Annotated in this window: 13 protein-coding genes; 9 read left to right on the top strand and 4 right to left on the bottom strand. The window is 58.3% G+C overall.

Features of this window, described 5'->3' with window-relative positions; translation table 11 throughout:
* The first annotated feature begins 65 nt into the window (after nt 1-65).
* The gene (locus tag WNY39_RS05220) at nt 66-1,571 is read left to right on the top strand and encodes a PAS domain-containing sensor histidine kinase (protein WP_342844618.1); all 1,506 of its coding nucleotides are present in this window, start codon (nt 66-68) and stop codon (nt 1,569-1,571) included.
* Entirely contained in the window at nt 1,564-1,974 is a 411-nt protein-coding gene (locus WNY39_RS05215) for a response regulator (protein ID WP_342844617.1), read from the top strand. The genes WNY39_RS05220 and WNY39_RS05215 overlap by 8 nt, the downstream gene beginning before the upstream one ends.
* A 95-nt stretch (nt 1,975-2,069) precedes the next feature.
* Here the strand turns inward: WNY39_RS05215 and acs are convergent, their stop codons facing one another.
* Entirely contained in the window at nt 2,070-4,022 is a 1,953-nt protein-coding gene (gene acs / locus WNY39_RS05210) for an acetate--CoA ligase (protein ID WP_342844616.1), read from the bottom strand.
* A 385-nt stretch (nt 4,023-4,407) separates the two neighbouring features.
* Between acs and dctP the strand changes: the two genes are divergently transcribed.
* The 3 genes from dctP to WNY39_RS05195 all read left to right on the top strand — a co-directional run bounded on the left by dctP (nt 4,408) and on the right by WNY39_RS05195 (nt 7,530).
* Nucleotides 4,408-5,424, top strand: coding sequence for a TRAP transporter substrate-binding protein DctP (gene dctP, locus WNY39_RS05205; protein ID WP_093915833.1), 1,017 nt, complete (start codon nt 4,408-4,410; stop codon nt 5,422-5,424).
* A gap of 73 nt (nt 5,425-5,497) precedes the next feature.
* Nucleotides 5,498-6,127 (top strand): TRAP transporter small permease, encoded by a 630-nt coding sequence (locus WNY39_RS05200; RefSeq protein WP_342844615.1) that lies wholly within the window; start codon nt 5,498-5,500, stop codon nt 6,125-6,127.
* Between the two features lie 2 nt (nt 6,128-6,129).
* A complete protein-coding gene (locus tag WNY39_RS05195; protein ID WP_342844614.1) occupies nt 6,130-7,530 on the top strand; it encodes a TRAP transporter large permease in 1,401 nt (466 codons plus the stop codon).
* Here WNY39_RS05195 and WNY39_RS05190 read toward each other — a convergent pair.
* Nucleotides 7,516-8,616, bottom strand: coding sequence for an AI-2E family transporter (locus tag WNY39_RS05190; RefSeq protein WP_341234248.1), 1,101 nt, complete (start codon nt 8,614-8,616; stop codon nt 7,516-7,518). The two genes, WNY39_RS05195 and WNY39_RS05190, sit on opposite strands and share 15 nt — an antisense overlap.
* A 161-nt stretch (nt 8,617-8,777) precedes the next feature.
* Here WNY39_RS05190 and WNY39_RS05185 point away from each other — a divergent pair, with 161 nt between their 5' ends.
* A complete protein-coding gene (locus tag WNY39_RS05185; protein ID WP_342844613.1) occupies nt 8,778-10,232 on the top strand; it encodes an aldehyde dehydrogenase family protein in 1,455 nt (484 codons plus the stop codon).
* A 34-nt stretch (nt 10,233-10,266) separates the two neighbouring features.
* Here WNY39_RS05185 and WNY39_RS05180 read toward each other — a convergent pair whose 3' ends face one another.
* Nucleotides 10,267-10,815 (bottom strand): peptidoglycan-binding domain-containing protein, encoded by a 549-nt coding sequence (locus tag WNY39_RS05180; protein ID WP_342844612.1) that lies wholly within the window; start codon nt 10,813-10,815, stop codon nt 10,267-10,269.
* 189 nt (nt 10,816-11,004) lie between these two features.
* Between WNY39_RS05180 and WNY39_RS05175 the strand changes: the two genes are divergently transcribed.
* Together WNY39_RS05175 and WNY39_RS05170 are read left to right on the top strand one after the other, a co-directional pair.
* Complete coding sequence (locus tag WNY39_RS05175; protein ID WP_093916110.1) at nt 11,005-11,328, top strand: 2Fe-2S iron-sulfur cluster-binding protein; 324 nt, start codon at nt 11,005-11,007, stop codon at nt 11,326-11,328.
* Nucleotides 11,328-12,110 (top strand): VCBS repeat-containing protein, encoded by a 783-nt coding sequence (locus WNY39_RS05170; RefSeq protein ID WP_342844611.1) that lies wholly within the window; start codon nt 11,328-11,330, stop codon nt 12,108-12,110. The genes WNY39_RS05175 and WNY39_RS05170 overlap by 1 nt, the downstream gene beginning before the upstream one ends.
* A gap of 76 nt (nt 12,111-12,186) precedes the next feature.
* On the opposite strand, the gene purD is transcribed toward WNY39_RS05170, so the two are convergent.
* A complete protein-coding gene (gene purD, locus WNY39_RS05165; protein ID WP_342844610.1) occupies nt 12,187-13,452 on the bottom strand; it encodes a phosphoribosylamine--glycine ligase in 1,266 nt (421 codons plus the stop codon).
* Between the two features lie 106 nt (nt 13,453-13,558).
* Here purD and xseA point away from each other — a divergent pair, with 106 nt between their 5' ends.
* Nucleotides 13,559-15,034, top strand: a complete 1,476-nt coding sequence (xseA, locus tag WNY39_RS05160) for an exodeoxyribonuclease VII large subunit (protein ID WP_342844609.1) — start codon at nt 13,559-13,561, stop codon at nt 15,032-15,034.
* Nucleotides 15,035-15,043 lie beyond the last annotated feature (9 nt).

Genomic DNA, 15,043 nt, shown 5'->3' with positions numbered 1-15,043 from the left:
TCAGGGGCGGGGGTGCGTCGGGGCAGCTGTAACCAACGAAATATTAACTGTGACGGCTTAGCTGAATGGTGAACCATCGTTGGAACAGCCATCTCGTTGCTGAAGGGAACCGCGTGTCGATTATCGAAAAGTACCGTCTGGCCTTTGATATTTCCCCTGTGCCGATGCTCTTGGTTGCCAGCGATGGCAAGCTGTTGCTGGCGAATGACGATTTTCTAGAGCTTTTTGAATATACGATAGAGGAAATCCGCGAGCTTAGCGTTGAGGCGTTGGTGCCTGAATCGATCCGCGCCCACCATCCAGAGCTGCGCAATGCCTATAGCCGCGCATCGACCAAACGCAGCATGGGCGCCGGGCGTGATCTGTATGGGGTGACCAAATCCAACAAGGTGATCCCGCTTGAACTGGGCCTTGAACCGGTCACCGACGGGGTCGAGACGATGGCACTGGTTGCTGCAATCGACATCCGGCACCGCAAAATTCACGAAGAACGGATGCACCGCGCAATGGATGCTGCTGCCTGTGCCATGGTGATGGTCGACGGGCGCGGTACAATCGTTTTCGTCAACAAAGCCGCATCTAGGTTGTTCGGATACGAGGAAAACGACCTGCTGGGCCACACCGTCGAAATGCTGATCCCCGAAGAATTCCGCCGCGCCCACCCGGTTTATATCGAAAGTTTTATGAACAACCGCACGGAACGGTTTATGGGGCTGGGCAGGGATCTATTTGCGCGGCGCAGTGACGGCACCCGCTTTCCCGTTGAAATTTCACTGACCCCTGTTGATGCCCCCACGGGCACCTTGGTGATGAGCACGATCGTGGATTTGTCAGAGCGTGTGGCTGCCGCCGAGGAAGTCGCAGAGAAAAGCGCCGAACTGGCCGCCTTGAACGTCGAGCTGTCCCATTTCGCTTATAGTGCCAGCCACGACCTCAAGGCGCCTTTATCCTCAATCACCGGGCTTTTGACCCTATGTATCGAGGATTTGGATGAAGGGAGCATTGAGGACGTACGCGAGAACCTGTGCAAGGTCGTTGAAATCAGCCGCCGCAGTGCGAGCAAAGTCGAAGGCGTTTTGCAGATCGCCCGCGCGGGCCGCGATGGGATGCCTGCCACGGCAGTTTCGCTTAGCACGATTATTCAGGAAATTTGGGTCGATCTGACAGGCGACACCAGTGACACAGAACTGCTGCTTGATTTCACCCATCAAGGGCCGGTCGTGACTGAATTGCCGACACTTAAGGTGATCGTCGAAAATATGCTGTCCAATGCGCTGCGCTATGTTGATGCGTCGAAACCAAAGCATCAGGTTTGCGTGAAAAGCGAACCCGATCCTTGCGGTGTTAAGATTTCTATTTCGGATAACGGCATTGGCATTTCGCAAGCGAATTTGCCCAAGGTCTTTCAAATGTTCAAAAGGCTGGATGACCGCAGCGGTGATGGTTTGGGGCTTTCCTTGGTCCAAAAACAGGTCGAACGGCTGGGTGGGTCGATTGATATAACCAGCGTCGAAGGGGACGGAACCACGATTACCTTTACCCTCCCAATCATGGAGCCTGCCTGTGACTGACATTCCGGTGGTCATTGTCGATGACAACGTAACGGATCGCTATATCGTTCGCAGGCGTTTGGCCAAGGCCGGTGGCTTTGGCAAGATATTCGAAGCGGATAACGGCGACGATTTTCTGGGCCAACTCAAAAACGGCGATTTCCAGGCGGAGGTGCGAGATACCCCTTTGCTGATTTTGATGGACGTCAACATGCCGCGCAAAACCGGCTTTGAAACGATAGTTGAGCTTGAAAGCTTGATCGAGGCCGGTACCCAGCGACCAAGCATGGTTGTGATGATGCTGACATCCTCTAGCAACCCGCGCGATATGGAGCAGGCAGAGCAGCTTGCGTCGATCAACGGCTATGTTTTCAAACCCCTGGACGATGAAGGGGTCCATAAAATTCACGCGCTTTATCGGTGACCATTCTGTGCTTGAGCATCGCAGATAAGCCAAGGGGCACCCGATAAGATGCCCCTTGTGGTCTAGATAAATAACTTTCCGCGCCGCAAATGGCGTTAGCGGTTCATCCGGTTTTCGATCAGCTCGTCCACCACTTCGGGTTCTGCCAGCGTCGAGATGTCGCCAAGCGCGCCAAAGTCGTTTTCGGCGATCTTGCGCAGAATACGGCGCATGATCTTGCCGGAACGGGTTTTTGGCAAACCCGGTGCCCATTGAATCAGGTCGGGCGACGCAATGGGGCCGATCTCAGTTCGGACCCAATTGCGCAACTCGGTGCGCAGCTCTTCGCTAGGTTCTTCGTCCGCCATCAAAGACACATAGCAATAGATGCCTTGGCCTTTGATGTCATGGGGGTATCCAACCACCGCTGCCTCGGCGACCTTCGGGTGGGCAACCAGCGCGCTTTCGACCTCGGCCGTGCCCATGCGGTGGCCCGACACGTTGATCACGTCATCGACGCGACCGGTGATCCAGTAATCACCATCTTCGTCACGGCGGCAGCCATCACCGGTAAAGTAGTAGCCCTTGTAGTCACTGAAATAGGTCTTTTCGAACCGTTCATGATCGCCCCAGACGGTGCGCATCTGACCGGGCCAGCTGTCGGCAATGCATAGCACACCTTCGACGCCGTCCCCTTCGACAATCTCGCCGGTGGTGGGCTCCAGTACGACTGGTTCGATGCCGAAAAACGGCTTCATCGCGGCACCGGGTTTTGTGGCGTGGGCACCGGGCAGGGGGGTCATCAAATGGCCGCCGGTTTCGGTTTGCCACCACGTGTCAACGATGGGGCATTTGCCCTTGCCGACGACATCATTGTACCAGTTCCACGCCTCGGGGTTGATCGGCTCGCCCACGGTGCCAAGCAGTTTCAGGCTGCTTAAATCGCACCCTTCGACAAATTCGGCGCCTTTGCCCATCAACGCGCGGATCGCGGTGGGGGCGGTGTAGAATTGGTTAACCTTGTGCTTTTCGCAGATCTGCCAGAAACGGCTGGCGTCCGGATAGGTCGGCACGCCCTCAAACATCAGTGTGGTCGCGCCATTGGCGAGCGGGCCATAGACGATATAGCTGTGACCCGTGACCCAGCCGACATCAGCCGTGCACCAATAAACGTCACCATCGTGGTAATCGAACGTGATCTCGTGGGTCATGGCGGCATAGACCAGATAGCCGCCTGTGGAATGCACCACGCCTTTGGGCTGACCGGTCGAGCCTGAGGTATAGAGGATGAACAGCGGATCTTCGGCGTTCATGGCTTCGGGCGCGCAGGTGTCGGCGGCATCCTTGGCCAGCGCCTTATAATCGAAATCGCGGCCCTCGGTCCAAGTTGTCTGACCGCCGGTACGTTTGACGACCAAGCATTTGACGCTGTCCTTGCAATGCAAAAGCGCCTGATCGGCATTGGTTTTCAGCGGTGTGGCCTTGCCGCCGCGGGGGGCGTAATCGGCGGTAATGACGACTTTGGCCTCTGACCCATTGACCCTTGAGGCCAAAGCATCGGGCGAAAAGCCTGCGAAGACGATCGAATGAATGGCACCGATCCGCGCGCAGGCGAGCATGGCATAGGCCGCTTCGGGGATCATCGGCAGATAGATGACGACCCGGTCACCTTTGCCCACGCCCAAGTCGCGCAGGATATTGGCCATTTTGCAGGTCTGCGCATGCAGTTCACGGTAGGTAATATGCTGGGCGGCTTCTTCGGGGTTGTCGGGTTCCCAAATGATCGCTGTCTGATCGCCGCGGTTTTCTAAATGGCGGTCGATGCAGTTGGCGCTGACGTTCAGCTCTCCATCCGCGAACCAGTTGATTTTCACCTGACCCAAGGTGAAATCCACATCTTTGACGGTCGTAAAGGGGGTCATCCAGTCAACGCGCTGCGCTTGCTCGCGCCAGAACCCGTCTGCATCCTCGATCGACGCCTTGTACATCGCGTCGTATTTTGCCGCGTTTACATGAGCACCCTCAGCCATTTCGGTAGACGGCGGATAGGTTTTGGCTGCGTTGGACATCGTTTCCTCCCTCAAGGATCTTAACACTCAAATGACCGATTTAGCCTGACGGCTTGTCGGTCCTCCCGGGTCGGATCATAGCGGCAACTGAAAAGAAGGGAATAAGTATCTGTAATGGCGGGCTTTGTCTGTAAAGTTTTTTCCGTACCAGGTGGTTTTTTGTAAATTATCGGGGGCTGCACGGCAAAATCTTGCGGTTTTGCCGCCGATTACATGTTAACAATATCCGGCGGCTTTACCTGCGCAAGGGGCCGCGAAAACCTCAACCGTGCAAACCTTGTATGCTGGCAAGCGCGTGCTGGTGTTCTGGGGTTGGCAGAGCTGCCATCGGCGGTTAATGTTTTCGCAAGCGGAACACATAGGTCCGCATCTAGGGAGAAACCATATGAATAACCTTTTGAACGGCGCAGCTGTCTGCGCCCTGACTTTTGCATTTGCATCGCAAGCTGCCGCAACCGAATGGAACGCGTCTGTTTGGGGCAAGCGCCGCGCCTTTACCGAGCATGTTGAAAAAATCGCAGAGCTGGTATCCGAGAAAACCGGCGGCGAATTCACCATCAACGTCAGCTATGGCGGCCTGTCCAAGAACCGCGACAACCTGGATGGTATTTCCATCGGTGCCTTTGAGATGGCCCAGTTCTGTGCCGGCTATCACGCGGATAAGAACCGCGCGATCACCGTGCTTGAGCTGCCATTCTTGGGTGTAAGCAATCTGGAAGAAGAAGTCGCGGTATCCCGCGCCGTCTATGCGCACCCTGCTGTGACTAAAGAGATGGCACAGTGGAATGCACGCATGTTGATGACGTCGCCAATGCCGCAATATAACCTTGTGGGCACGGGCGAGCCGCGCGACACATTGGCCAAGTTTGACGGCATGCGCGTGCGCGCAACCGGCGGTCTGGGCAAAGCGTTCGAAGCTGTTGGCGCGGTGCCGACATCCGTGACATCGTCCGAGGCATATAACGCCATGGAATCCGGTGTTGTTGACACGGTGGCCTTTGCCCAGCACGCGCATCTTAGCTTTGGTACGATCAACAAAGCCGACTGGTGGACCGCGAACCTGAACCCCGGCACCGTGAACTGCCCGGTTGTCGTGAACATCGACGCCTATGACGCGTTGTCTGACGCTGAAAAAACCGCGCTCGACAGCTCGGTCGACGAGGCGCTGGATCACTACCTTGCCAACTACGGCGAATTGCTGGCCCGTTGGGATTCCGTTTTGGAAGAAAAAGGCGTTGAAAAGGTGATGTTTGCACCTGAAGTCATCGCTGAATTCAAAGCCAAGGCTGCCGACCCTGCCCGCGAAGCATGGATCAAGGACATGGAAGCCCAAGGCATCCCGGGTCAGGAACTGTATGACCTTGTGATGACCACATTGGAAAAAGAGCGCGCCTCTAACTAAGGTGTGTCACGGGGGCTGCGCACAGGCGCGGCCCCTTTTTGCGTTTTATTCCCCTTTTTGAAAGGAAAGCATCATGGCCGGTTCCTCTGCCGTGCTCGAAGATGGCAGCTTGCTCAGCCGTCTCGACAAGGGTCTTTTGCGACTTGAAACTGCCTTTGCCCTCGCGTCGGGCATCGCGGTTTTCATGCTGATGGTGCTGGCCGTTTGGTCGGTGGGCGGGCGCAAGTTTTTCGCGACGCCCTTGGCGGGTTATGTCGACTGGATCGAATTTGCCATGCCGCTGATCGCCATTATGGGGATTTCTTATACCCAGCGAAACGGCGGCCATGTGCGAATGGATATTCTGATTGGCCAGCTTAAGGGTCGCGCGCTTTGGGCGGCCGAGTTTTTCTCGGTGGTGTTGATTTTCATCCTGATGCTGGCGTTGATCTGGGGATCTTGGGCGCATTTCCAACGCAGCTTTGATTTCGCAGCCCCCTTATGGAGCCGGGACAGTTCGATCGATATCGGCATTCCGATCTGGCCTGCAAAATTGATCGTACCGCTTGCCTTTGGTGTGCTGGCGCTGCGGTTGTTGCTGCAAATCTGGGGATACGGGCGCGCGTTCGTGTTAGGGCTGGAACGCCCTGTTGCTGTACCGCTGGTACAATCTGCCGCCGAGCAGGCGATGGCCGAAGCTGAACATTTGGATGGGCGAGACTGATCATGGATTCTATTGAAATCGGCCTATGGGTTTCCGGCGGCATGTTGTTGATGGTCGTTCTGGGCATGCGCGTGGCCTTTGCCGCCGCATTGGCAGGGGTGATCGGCCTTGTTTGGATATTTTGGGCCAAAAAGGGCATGCAATGGTCCGAGCTGGATTGGGCACTCACGGTTGCGATCAAAACCGCAGGGCAGGTGCCCCATTCCAAAGTGTCCAGCCAAACGCTTAGCCTGATACCGACCTTTATTCTAATCGGGTTTCTGGCCTATTACGCTGGTCTGACCCGTGCGCTGTTCGAGGCCGCGAAACGCTGGATCGCTTGGTTGCCGGGCGGCTTGGCTGTTTCGACCGTGTTTGCGACCGCCGGTTTTGCCGCCGTGTCGGGTGCATCGGTGGCGACGGCTGCGGTGTTTGCGCGGATCGCCATTCCCGAGATGTTGGCCATCGGCTATAACAAGAAATTCGCGGCAGGCGTGGTTGCTGCAGGTGGTACATTGGCATCCTTGATCCCGCCGTCCGCTATTTTGGTGATCTACGCCATTATCGTTGAACAAGACGTGGGCAAGCTGTTGCTGGCGGGCTTTATTCCCGGTGCGTTTTCCGCCGTGATCTATGCGATCTTGATCGTTGGTATTGCGACCATCTGGAAGAACGTCGGCCCCCCCGTTGGCGGCTTTACATGGCGGCAGCGGTTTGAATCCCTGCCTGCGGCCTTGCCGATCTTTGCCGTTGTCATCATCATTATTTTCTTTGTCTATAACCCCTTTGGCGACGCATGGGGCACCCCGACCGAAGGCGGTGCCGTGGGCGCGTTCATCGTGTTCCTGATGGCGCTGTATCGCGGTATGCGCTGGACCGAGCTTAAGGACGCCCTGCTGGAAACCGCCAAGCTGACGGTGATGATTTTCACCATCATCTGGGGCGTTTTGATCTATGTGCGCTTCCTTGGCTTTGCCGACCTTCCCGGTGCGTTTTCCGATTGGATTTCCGGGCTTGAGGCGTCACCGACGTTGATCCTGATCTGTATCCTATTGGCCTATGCCGTGCTGGGCATGTTCATGGATGCCATTGGCATGCTGCTGCTGACCTTGCCCGTGGTGTATCCTGCCGTCATGGCGTTGAACGGGGGCGAATTTGTATCGGCCGCGGACAGTGCGTTTGGCATGTCTGGCCCGATGTGTGCGATCTGGTTCGGCATTCTGGTGGTCAAAATGGCCGAGTTCTGTTTGATCACACCGCCCATCGGGTTGAATTGCTTTGTCGTCGCGGGTGTCCGCCCTGATCTAAGCGTTCAGGACGTGTTCAAAGGTGTCATGCCGTTCTTTGTCGCCGATGCTGTGACAATTGGCTTGCTCGTGGCCTTCCCGGCTATCGTACTTTGGTTGCCTTCACTCGCTGGCTAAACCGGCGCGTTGTTGTTCCCTGCTATCCTCGGGTTTGACCTGTTCTGCGGACAGGAAATGCCCGATGGTATGCAGGGGCTCAAAGTTCTCGCAAATGACTTTGAAAACCACCAAAAACGGCACCGCAACAAGGGCACCTGCAATGCCCCACAGCCAGCCCCAAAAGACGACCGTTAGAAACACGGCGACCGTGTTCATCTCAAGCCGCCTGCCAACCAGCCACGGCGTGACGATCTGCCCTTCGATCATGGTCAGCATCAGATAGCCCAACGGGGCGAGCAGGGCATAGCCAAGGCTGTCAAAGGTCACGATTGAAAAGCCGGCCACCAGCAACACGCCGCCAAACCCGCCAATATATGGCAAGAAGTTCAACATAAACGCGGCAATGCCCCAGATATAAGCCGAGGGTAGGCCTAGGGCCGTCAGATACAGCCCGACGCAAATCCCAAGACCTGCGTTGATCGACGCGATGGTCAGCAGGTAGCGCGACACGCGTTTTTCCACGTCATAGACCGTTTGCAGCGCACGTTTCTTGCCGGTCATGGTTGGCATGGATTGCACCAGCTTGAGGTAAAACATTTCCCCCGACGACAGCAGGAACAACGCAAGGATCAAGATCACAGCCAGCGATGCGCCGGTGGTGCTGACGGTATCCATCGCCGTATCCAGCAGGCCGGGCTGGCGGACCACAACCTCTTTTGGGTCCTCAACACCGCCATTGCCGATTTTTTCCACCTCTTCGCTGGCCGACCGCATGTTTTCGACCGCCTCGCTCACACCGCTCAGCTTTTGTTTGATCTCGGTGCCCATTTGCGGGATTTCGTCGCTCCATAATGCGACGGTTCCGGCGGATAGAACCACGATCGACATGATCACCAACGCGGTTGCCAGCACCAAAACGAATGCCGAAACCACATGGGGAACGCCAATGCGGTATAGGCCGCGCGATACCGGGCTAAGGGTCAGGGCAAGCAAAAAGCCCAGCAAAATCGGCAGGATAAGGTCTTTGGCAAAATAGGCCGTCACAAATAACGAGATCAGGACCAGCATTTGCAAAGAGCGCCGGATCGAGGGCAGGTGTTCCACAAGGTTTTCCAATGCATAGAGGATTACCGATCAAACGCGCCAACAGCGCAAAAGGTTCACGCCAGCGTGAGTGATTTTGCCGATCCACCATATTCCCCCCTCGCGAAGCCCGCCAATCTGTGCTGATGTGCGCGTGAATGTCTGAATACGGAGAAACCACAATGCCCATCACGCCCCTCGGTCTGGACCCGACGCTTTGTTTTATCGGGGGGGCGTGGGTGCCATCGCTTGGGTCGGGGCGCCTGTCGCTGCTGAACCCGTCTGATGGGTCGCATCTATGCGAGATCGCGCGCGGTTCAGATGCAGATATCGACCGCGCCGTTCAGGCTGCGGGTGCAGCGCTGGTGGGGGATTGGGGGCGCGCCACGGCTGCCGAACGGGGGCGGGTTCTGGCCAAGATCGGGCAGGGTGTTCTGGACAACGTCGAGGAGCTGACCCAGCTTGAGGCGTTGGACGTGGGCAAGCCGCTGAAACAGGCGCGCGCCGATGTTTTGGCGCTGGCCCGCTATATGGAATTTTACGCAGGCGCTTGCGATAAATTACACGGCGAAACGATCCCATATCTTGAAGGGTACACCGTCTATACCTTGCGTGAACCGCATGGGGTGACGGGGCATATCATTCCTTGGAATTACCCCATGCAGATCATCGGGCGCTCGGTCGGGGCCGCGCTGGCGATGGGCAATGCCGCCGTCCTCAAACCGGCCGAGGAAGCCTGCCTGACAGCGCTGGCCTTTGCCCAGATCGCCCATGCGGCGGGCCTGCCCGCCGGTGCGCTGAACGTGGTGCCGGGACTGGGGGCCGAGGCGGGTGCCGCGCTTACCCGCCATCCGGGGGTGCATCATGTGTCGTTCACCGGGTCGGTTGGTGTTGGGAAGTTGATCCAAGAAACAACGGCCCGCAACGTGGTGCCAGTCACGCTTGAGCTGGGGGGCAAGTCCCCGCAGCTGGTGTTTGACGATGCCGATATTGATGCGGCGCTGCCGTTTTTGGTGAACTCCGGCATCCAGAACGCGGGCCAGACCTGTTCGGCGGCCTCGCGGATATTGGTGCAGCGCGGCGTTTATGACCGTGTCGTGGCGCAGATGGGCGAACGGTATAACGCGCTGCGCGTCGGTCCCGCCTTGGCCGATCTGGATGTCGGGCCGCTGATCTCTGACCGGCAGAAAACCATCGTGGGCGGGTATCTTGAGCAAGGCGACGGGCTTGAGGTTGTGGGTCGCGGGCAGATCATGCCTGACGCGCCCGAAAACGGTGCCTATGTCGCGCCGACCTTGTTTGCAGGTGTCGCGCCAGACCATGTGCTGGCCCAGCAGGAAATATTCGGGCCCGTTCAGGTGATCATCCCCTTCGATACCGAGGAAGACGCCCTGCGCATCGCCAATGGCACAGAGTTTGGCCTTGTCGCGGCGGTTTGGTCGCAAAACGGCGCACGTCAAATGCGGCTGGCCAAGCAATTGCGTGCGGGTCAGGTGTTTCTGAATAACTACGGTGCTGGCGGTGGGGTGGAACTGCCCTTTGGCGGCGTCGGCCTGTCCGGCCATGGCCGCGAAAAGGGGTTCGCGGCGTTGTATGGTTTTTCAACACTGAAAACCGTCGCGGCGTTCCACGGCTGATCAACGCTGACGGTTGATGCAGCTAGGTCAACGCTCACTCCAATGTGGCGCGATCGACCGCGATCAAACCCAATTGTCGTGCGGTGCTTAGCGCCAAAATAGGGCTGTCCGGTCCGCCCGCACTGATCTGATACGCGCGCATCGCGGCGCGTGTCGGCGCATCGTAACTGCCTGAAACCGGACCAGTATATATGCCACGCGCCTCTAGCGCGCGCTGCAAGGTTTCGACGAATTGCGGCGTCATTTGCGCGGCGCATGGGGTCTCGAACCAGTTGTCGATGCGGGGCTGTACGATCTGCTGCCGGGTTTCGGTGCGATAGATGGGAAAGGCCTGAACCTCTCCGGTTGAGCTAATCTGCGCAGGCTGAACCTGCACCTGTTCGGTCACGGTTTCAATCACAGCGGGGGAAACGGTGCGCCCCCAGCACGATCCCGGCTGTGCGCCTGCGGGGCCTTGGGTGGTTGCCTCGATCACGCCCGGCTCTGGCGGTGCGGTATCGGCGGGCGAAACATCACAGCCCGACACCGCAATACAGCACAGTACGCCCATGCAGCCCATCAACATGTTTGACCCTGAAATCACCTGTCTGCCCTGCCTTTACCGGTCTTGGGTTTCGTCGCAATCTAGCCCGTTTTTCCGGCGATGCCTAGCGCAATGCCCAAACGCTGCGGGTTTGACAAATTCATGCGTAAACTACCGCGCAAAAGGGGGTGGCGAAGGGGGGCAGGGCTGGCTACATATACAGCGATATTTATTGCACAGGGGGTCAAGATGGCCAAAATCACCTACGTAGAACACAGCGGCACAGAGCATGTGGTGGATGTGGCCAATGGCATGACCGTCATGGAAGGTGCGCGCGACAACAACATTCCGGGGATCGAGGCCGATTGCGGCGGGGCCTGTGCCTGCTCGACCTGCCACGTCTATGTGGACCCTGCGTGGGTCGACAAAGTACCGGCCAAGGACGACATGGAAGAAGACATGCTGGATTTCGCCTATGAGCCCGACCCAGAACGCTCGCGCCTGACCTGCCAGATCAAAGTCACCGACGCGCTGGACGGTTTGCGCGTGCAGATGCCAGAAAAGCAAATCTGATGCCGGCGGGGGCGCGGCGTCAGCTGGCGCACCTGCCCAAGCGTTTTACACGCCACGCACAGCGGCTGTTGTGCGTGGCGCTGATGGTGCTGGCACCCGGCTGGGCTGCGGCGCAAACGATTACCGCCGCACGCTACGCCGACCCGACGACGCGCTACGACCATGGCATTCTGGGCGATGCCGTCGAATGGGGCACGCTTGAGATCACGTTGGATGATGGCACCACAAGGCGCTTCATCCTGCCCGAAACACTGGTGTTCGAGGATACGGCCCCAAGGCTCGCCGATCTGGATGCCGATGGGTCACCCGAAGTGATCGTGGTCGAAAGCAGCCTAACAGCTGGCGCGCGATTGACCGTCTATGGCCCCAACGGCCGCCTTGCCATGACCGATTATATCGGCCGCAAGAACCGCTGGCTTGCCCCCGTCGGTGCCGCTGATTTCACCGGCGATGGTCGGTTGGAAATCGCGATGGTGATGACACCACATCTCGCTGGCAGGGTTGATCTACTGGCCTTTGACGGCAGCAACCTGACCCTCATCGCACGCACCAGCGGCCTGACCAATCACCGCATCGGCGACCCGGATATCGCGGGTGGCATTCGAATCTGCCAAAATACCCCGCAGATGATTTTGGCTAAAATGCCATGGCGTAAATCGGGGGATAGCAAAATGGTTGCGGTCAGCCTGTCCAACGGATCGCTTGAGGTATCACCGTTCAAAGAACCCTTTACGCCCCAGAACTTTGCAAAAGCCAAAAACTGCACCATCCATCCTGAATAGGCTCAGCCACACACGTATTTTCCAAATGGTCCAAAATCCTGGGGGTCCGGGGGCTAGCCCCCGGTCCGATACCCGATTAGTTCAGCGCACGCCAACCAATATCGCGCCGGAAGAAACCGCCGGGCCAATCAACGGCTTCAACCATCTCATAGGCCCGCGCTTGCGCCTCGGCCAGGCTGTCACCCCGCGCGGTGACGTTCAACACACGCCCGCCCACGGCGACGATCTGGCCGTCTTTCTCCGCTGTGCCTGCATGAAACACCATGTTACGGCTGTCCTCGGGCAATGCATCCAAACCAGCGATCACGCTGCCTTTGTCATAGCTGCCGGGATACCCCAATGCTGCCATCACGACCGTGACCGCATGGTCATCGGCCCAGTTCACTTTCATCTCGGACAGACGGGCTTCAGCCGCCGCATGCAGCAGGTCAAGAACCTGCGCACCCAGCCGCATCATCAGCACCTGACATTCAGGGTCGCCAAAGCGGGCGTTATATTCCACCAACCGAGGCACCTCGTCTTTGATCATCAGGCCTGCGTATAGCACGCCCTGATAGGGCATGCCGCGTTTTGACATTTCGGCCATCGTCGGGCGGATAATCTCGGCCAAGGCGCGTTCGGCGATTGCGTCGGTCAAAACCGGCGCGGGGGAATAGGCCCCCATGCCGCCTGTGTTGGGGCCTGTGTCGCCGTCGCCCACGCGCTTGTGATCTTGGGCGGTGCCGATGGGCAGCACGGTATCGCCGTCGCATAACACAAAGAATGATGCCTCTTCGCCGTCCATAAACTCTTCGATCACCACCTCGGTCCCCGCGTCGCCAAAGGTGCCATCGAACATCGTATCAACTGCGGCCAGCGCTTCCGCGTCGGTTTCGGCGATGATCACGCCTTTGCCAGCGGCCAGACCGTCGGCCTTGATCACGATGGGGGCTGGGTGGTCGGCCAGATAGGCGCGGGCAGATGCGGCATCGGTAAAGTGGCCATAGGCGGCTGTAGGCGCATTCGCGGCATCGCAAATTTCTTTGGTGAAGGCCTTTGACGCCTCAAGCGCTGCGGCGGCTTTGGAGGGGCCAAACACCAAGAACCCTGCATTGCGCAGATCATCGGCTACACCAGCGGCCAGCGGTGCCTCGGGGCCGATAATCACGAAATCGATGCTATTTTCATCTGCGAACCCGACCACAGCGGCACCATTGTTGATGTCCAGGGTCGCGCATTCGGCAATCGCGGCAATGCCTGCGTTGCCCGGTGCCACGATCAGCTTGTCGCATTTGGGGTTTTGCAAAACGGCCCAGGCAAGGCTGTGTTCACGCCCGCCGCTGCCCAAAATGAGGATATTCATGAATGCGCTCCCTTGGCCTTGGTTGCTGCGCGTTCTAAGCTGGGGCTGTGAAATACACAAGCCGGACACGAGCCCAGATAAGAGCCAAGACCCAAAGGACAGCCGCATGGACCTGATCGACGACCCTCGCGAGGGTCAAAACAGCCCCGAATTCACCGTGACCGAGCTTTCTGGCGCGATCAAGCGGGTGATCGAGGGGGAATTCGCCCATGTACGGATTCGCGGCGAAGTTGGCCGCGTCAGCCGACCGCGCTCGGGGCATATCTATCTGGACCTCAAGGATGACAGTTCGGTGATTTCCGGCGTGATCTGGAAAGGCGTGTCCGCCCGTCTGGAAACCCAACCCGAAGAGGGGATGGAGGTGATTGCCACGGGCCGCATCACCACCTTTGGCGGGCAGTCCAAATACCAGATCGTCATCGAAGACATTAAACCGGCGGGCATGGGCGCGCTGATGGCGCTGCTGGAAAAACGCAAGGCGGCGCTGGCGGCAGAAGGATTGTTCGCACCGGAACGCAAACGCGCGCTGCCCTATTTGCCTGATGTGATCGGGGTCGTTACATCGCCCTCAGGCGCTGTGATCCGCGATATTTTGCACCGCTTGCGCGACCGGTTCCCGCGCAAGGTGCTGATTTGGCCCGTGGCCGTGCAGGGGGCGAAATGCGCGCCCGAAGTGGCCCGTGCCATCGAAGGGTTTAACAAACTGACGCCCGGCGGGGCGATCCCGCGACCCGATTTGCTGATTATCGCACGCGGTGGCGGCTCGGTCGAAGACCTCTGGGGATTTAACGAGGAGATCGTGGCGCGGGCTGCGGCGGCGTCGGATATTCCGCTGATATCTGCTGTAGGCCATGAAACTGATACGACCCTGATCGATTATGTGTCTGACAAACGCGCGCCGACGCCGACCGCTGCGGCGGAACTGGCTGTGCCTGTACGTCATGAACTGGTCGCCTTGCTGGACGGGCAAGAGGCACGCATGACCCGCGCGCTTAGCCAAGGGCTGTTGCGGCGCGATCAGCGGTTGCGCGATATGGCGCGGGCCTTGCCACGGGCCGAAACCTTGCTGGATGGGCCACGGCAAAAGCTGGATGTTCTGGGCGGGCGATTGGGGCCTGCGCTGACCGCTGGCGTTCAGAAACGCAAAGTGCGGCTGGCAGATATATCTGGCGTGCTGCGCCCCGGTACGTTAACGCGCAGCTTGCAGTCTGAACAGCGGCGGTTGGCCGCGCTCTCATCGCGGTTCCGGCCCGAGGCATTGGTGCAAGATCACAAGCGCAAAACCGATGCGTTTCAAGCGCTTGCGTTGCGTCTTTCAGATGCGGGCCAACGTCAAACCCAAGGATGGCGCAAGCAGATTGCGGGGTTGGACCGCCTGCATGAAATGCTGAGCTATAAATCAACCCTCGCGCGCGGCTATGCTGTGGTGCGCGGCGATGGCGGGTTGGTTACCACTAAAAAGGCCGCTCAAGACGCCACATCGCTTGAGATCGAATTCGCCGATGGCCGCATGCAAATCGGCGGCAAGGCGGGGCCGCGCAAGGCCACGAAAAAGCCGCCAGAGCAAGGCAATCTGTTTTAAACACCGATA

It is taken from the genome of Sulfitobacter sp. AS59 (assembly GCF_038899995.1).
Taxonomy (GTDB): domain Bacteria; phylum Pseudomonadota; class Alphaproteobacteria; order Rhodobacterales; family Rhodobacteraceae; genus Sulfitobacter.
This window is presented reverse-complemented; position numbering and strand designations above follow the sequence as displayed.

Bases quoted from the DNA above. Each gene is read 5' to 3' on its own strand.
- WNY39_RS05185 (WP_342844613.1), top strand. From the start codon at position 8,778: ATGCCCATCACGCCCCTCGGTCTGGACCCGACGCTTTGTTTTATCGGG.
- dctP (WP_093915833.1), top strand. From the start codon at position 4,408: ATGAATAACCTTTTGAACGGCGCAGCTGTCTGCGCCCTGACTTTTGCA.
- acs (WP_342844616.1), bottom strand. From the start codon at position 4,022: ATGTCCAACGCAGCCAAAACCTATCCGCCGTCTACCGAAATGGCTGAG.
- xseA (WP_342844609.1), top strand. From the start codon at position 13,559: ATGGACCTGATCGACGACCCTCGCGAGGGTCAAAACAGCCCCGAATTC.
- WNY39_RS05195 (WP_342844614.1), top strand. From the start codon at position 6,130: ATGGATTCTATTGAAATCGGCCTATGGGTTTCCGGCGGCATGTTGTTG.
- WNY39_RS05175 (WP_093916110.1), top strand. From the start codon at position 11,005: ATGGCCAAAATCACCTACGTAGAACACAGCGGCACAGAGCATGTGGTG.
- purD (WP_342844610.1), bottom strand. From the start codon at position 13,452: ATGAATATCCTCATTTTGGGCAGCGGCGGGCGTGAACACAGCCTTGCC.
- WNY39_RS05170 (WP_342844611.1), top strand. From the start codon at position 11,328: ATGCCGGCGGGGGCGCGGCGTCAGCTGGCGCACCTGCCCAAGCGTTTT.
- WNY39_RS05220 (WP_342844618.1), top strand. From the start codon at position 66: ATGGTGAACCATCGTTGGAACAGCCATCTCGTTGCTGAAGGGAACCGC.
- WNY39_RS05200 (WP_342844615.1), top strand. From the start codon at position 5,498: ATGGCCGGTTCCTCTGCCGTGCTCGAAGATGGCAGCTTGCTCAGCCGT.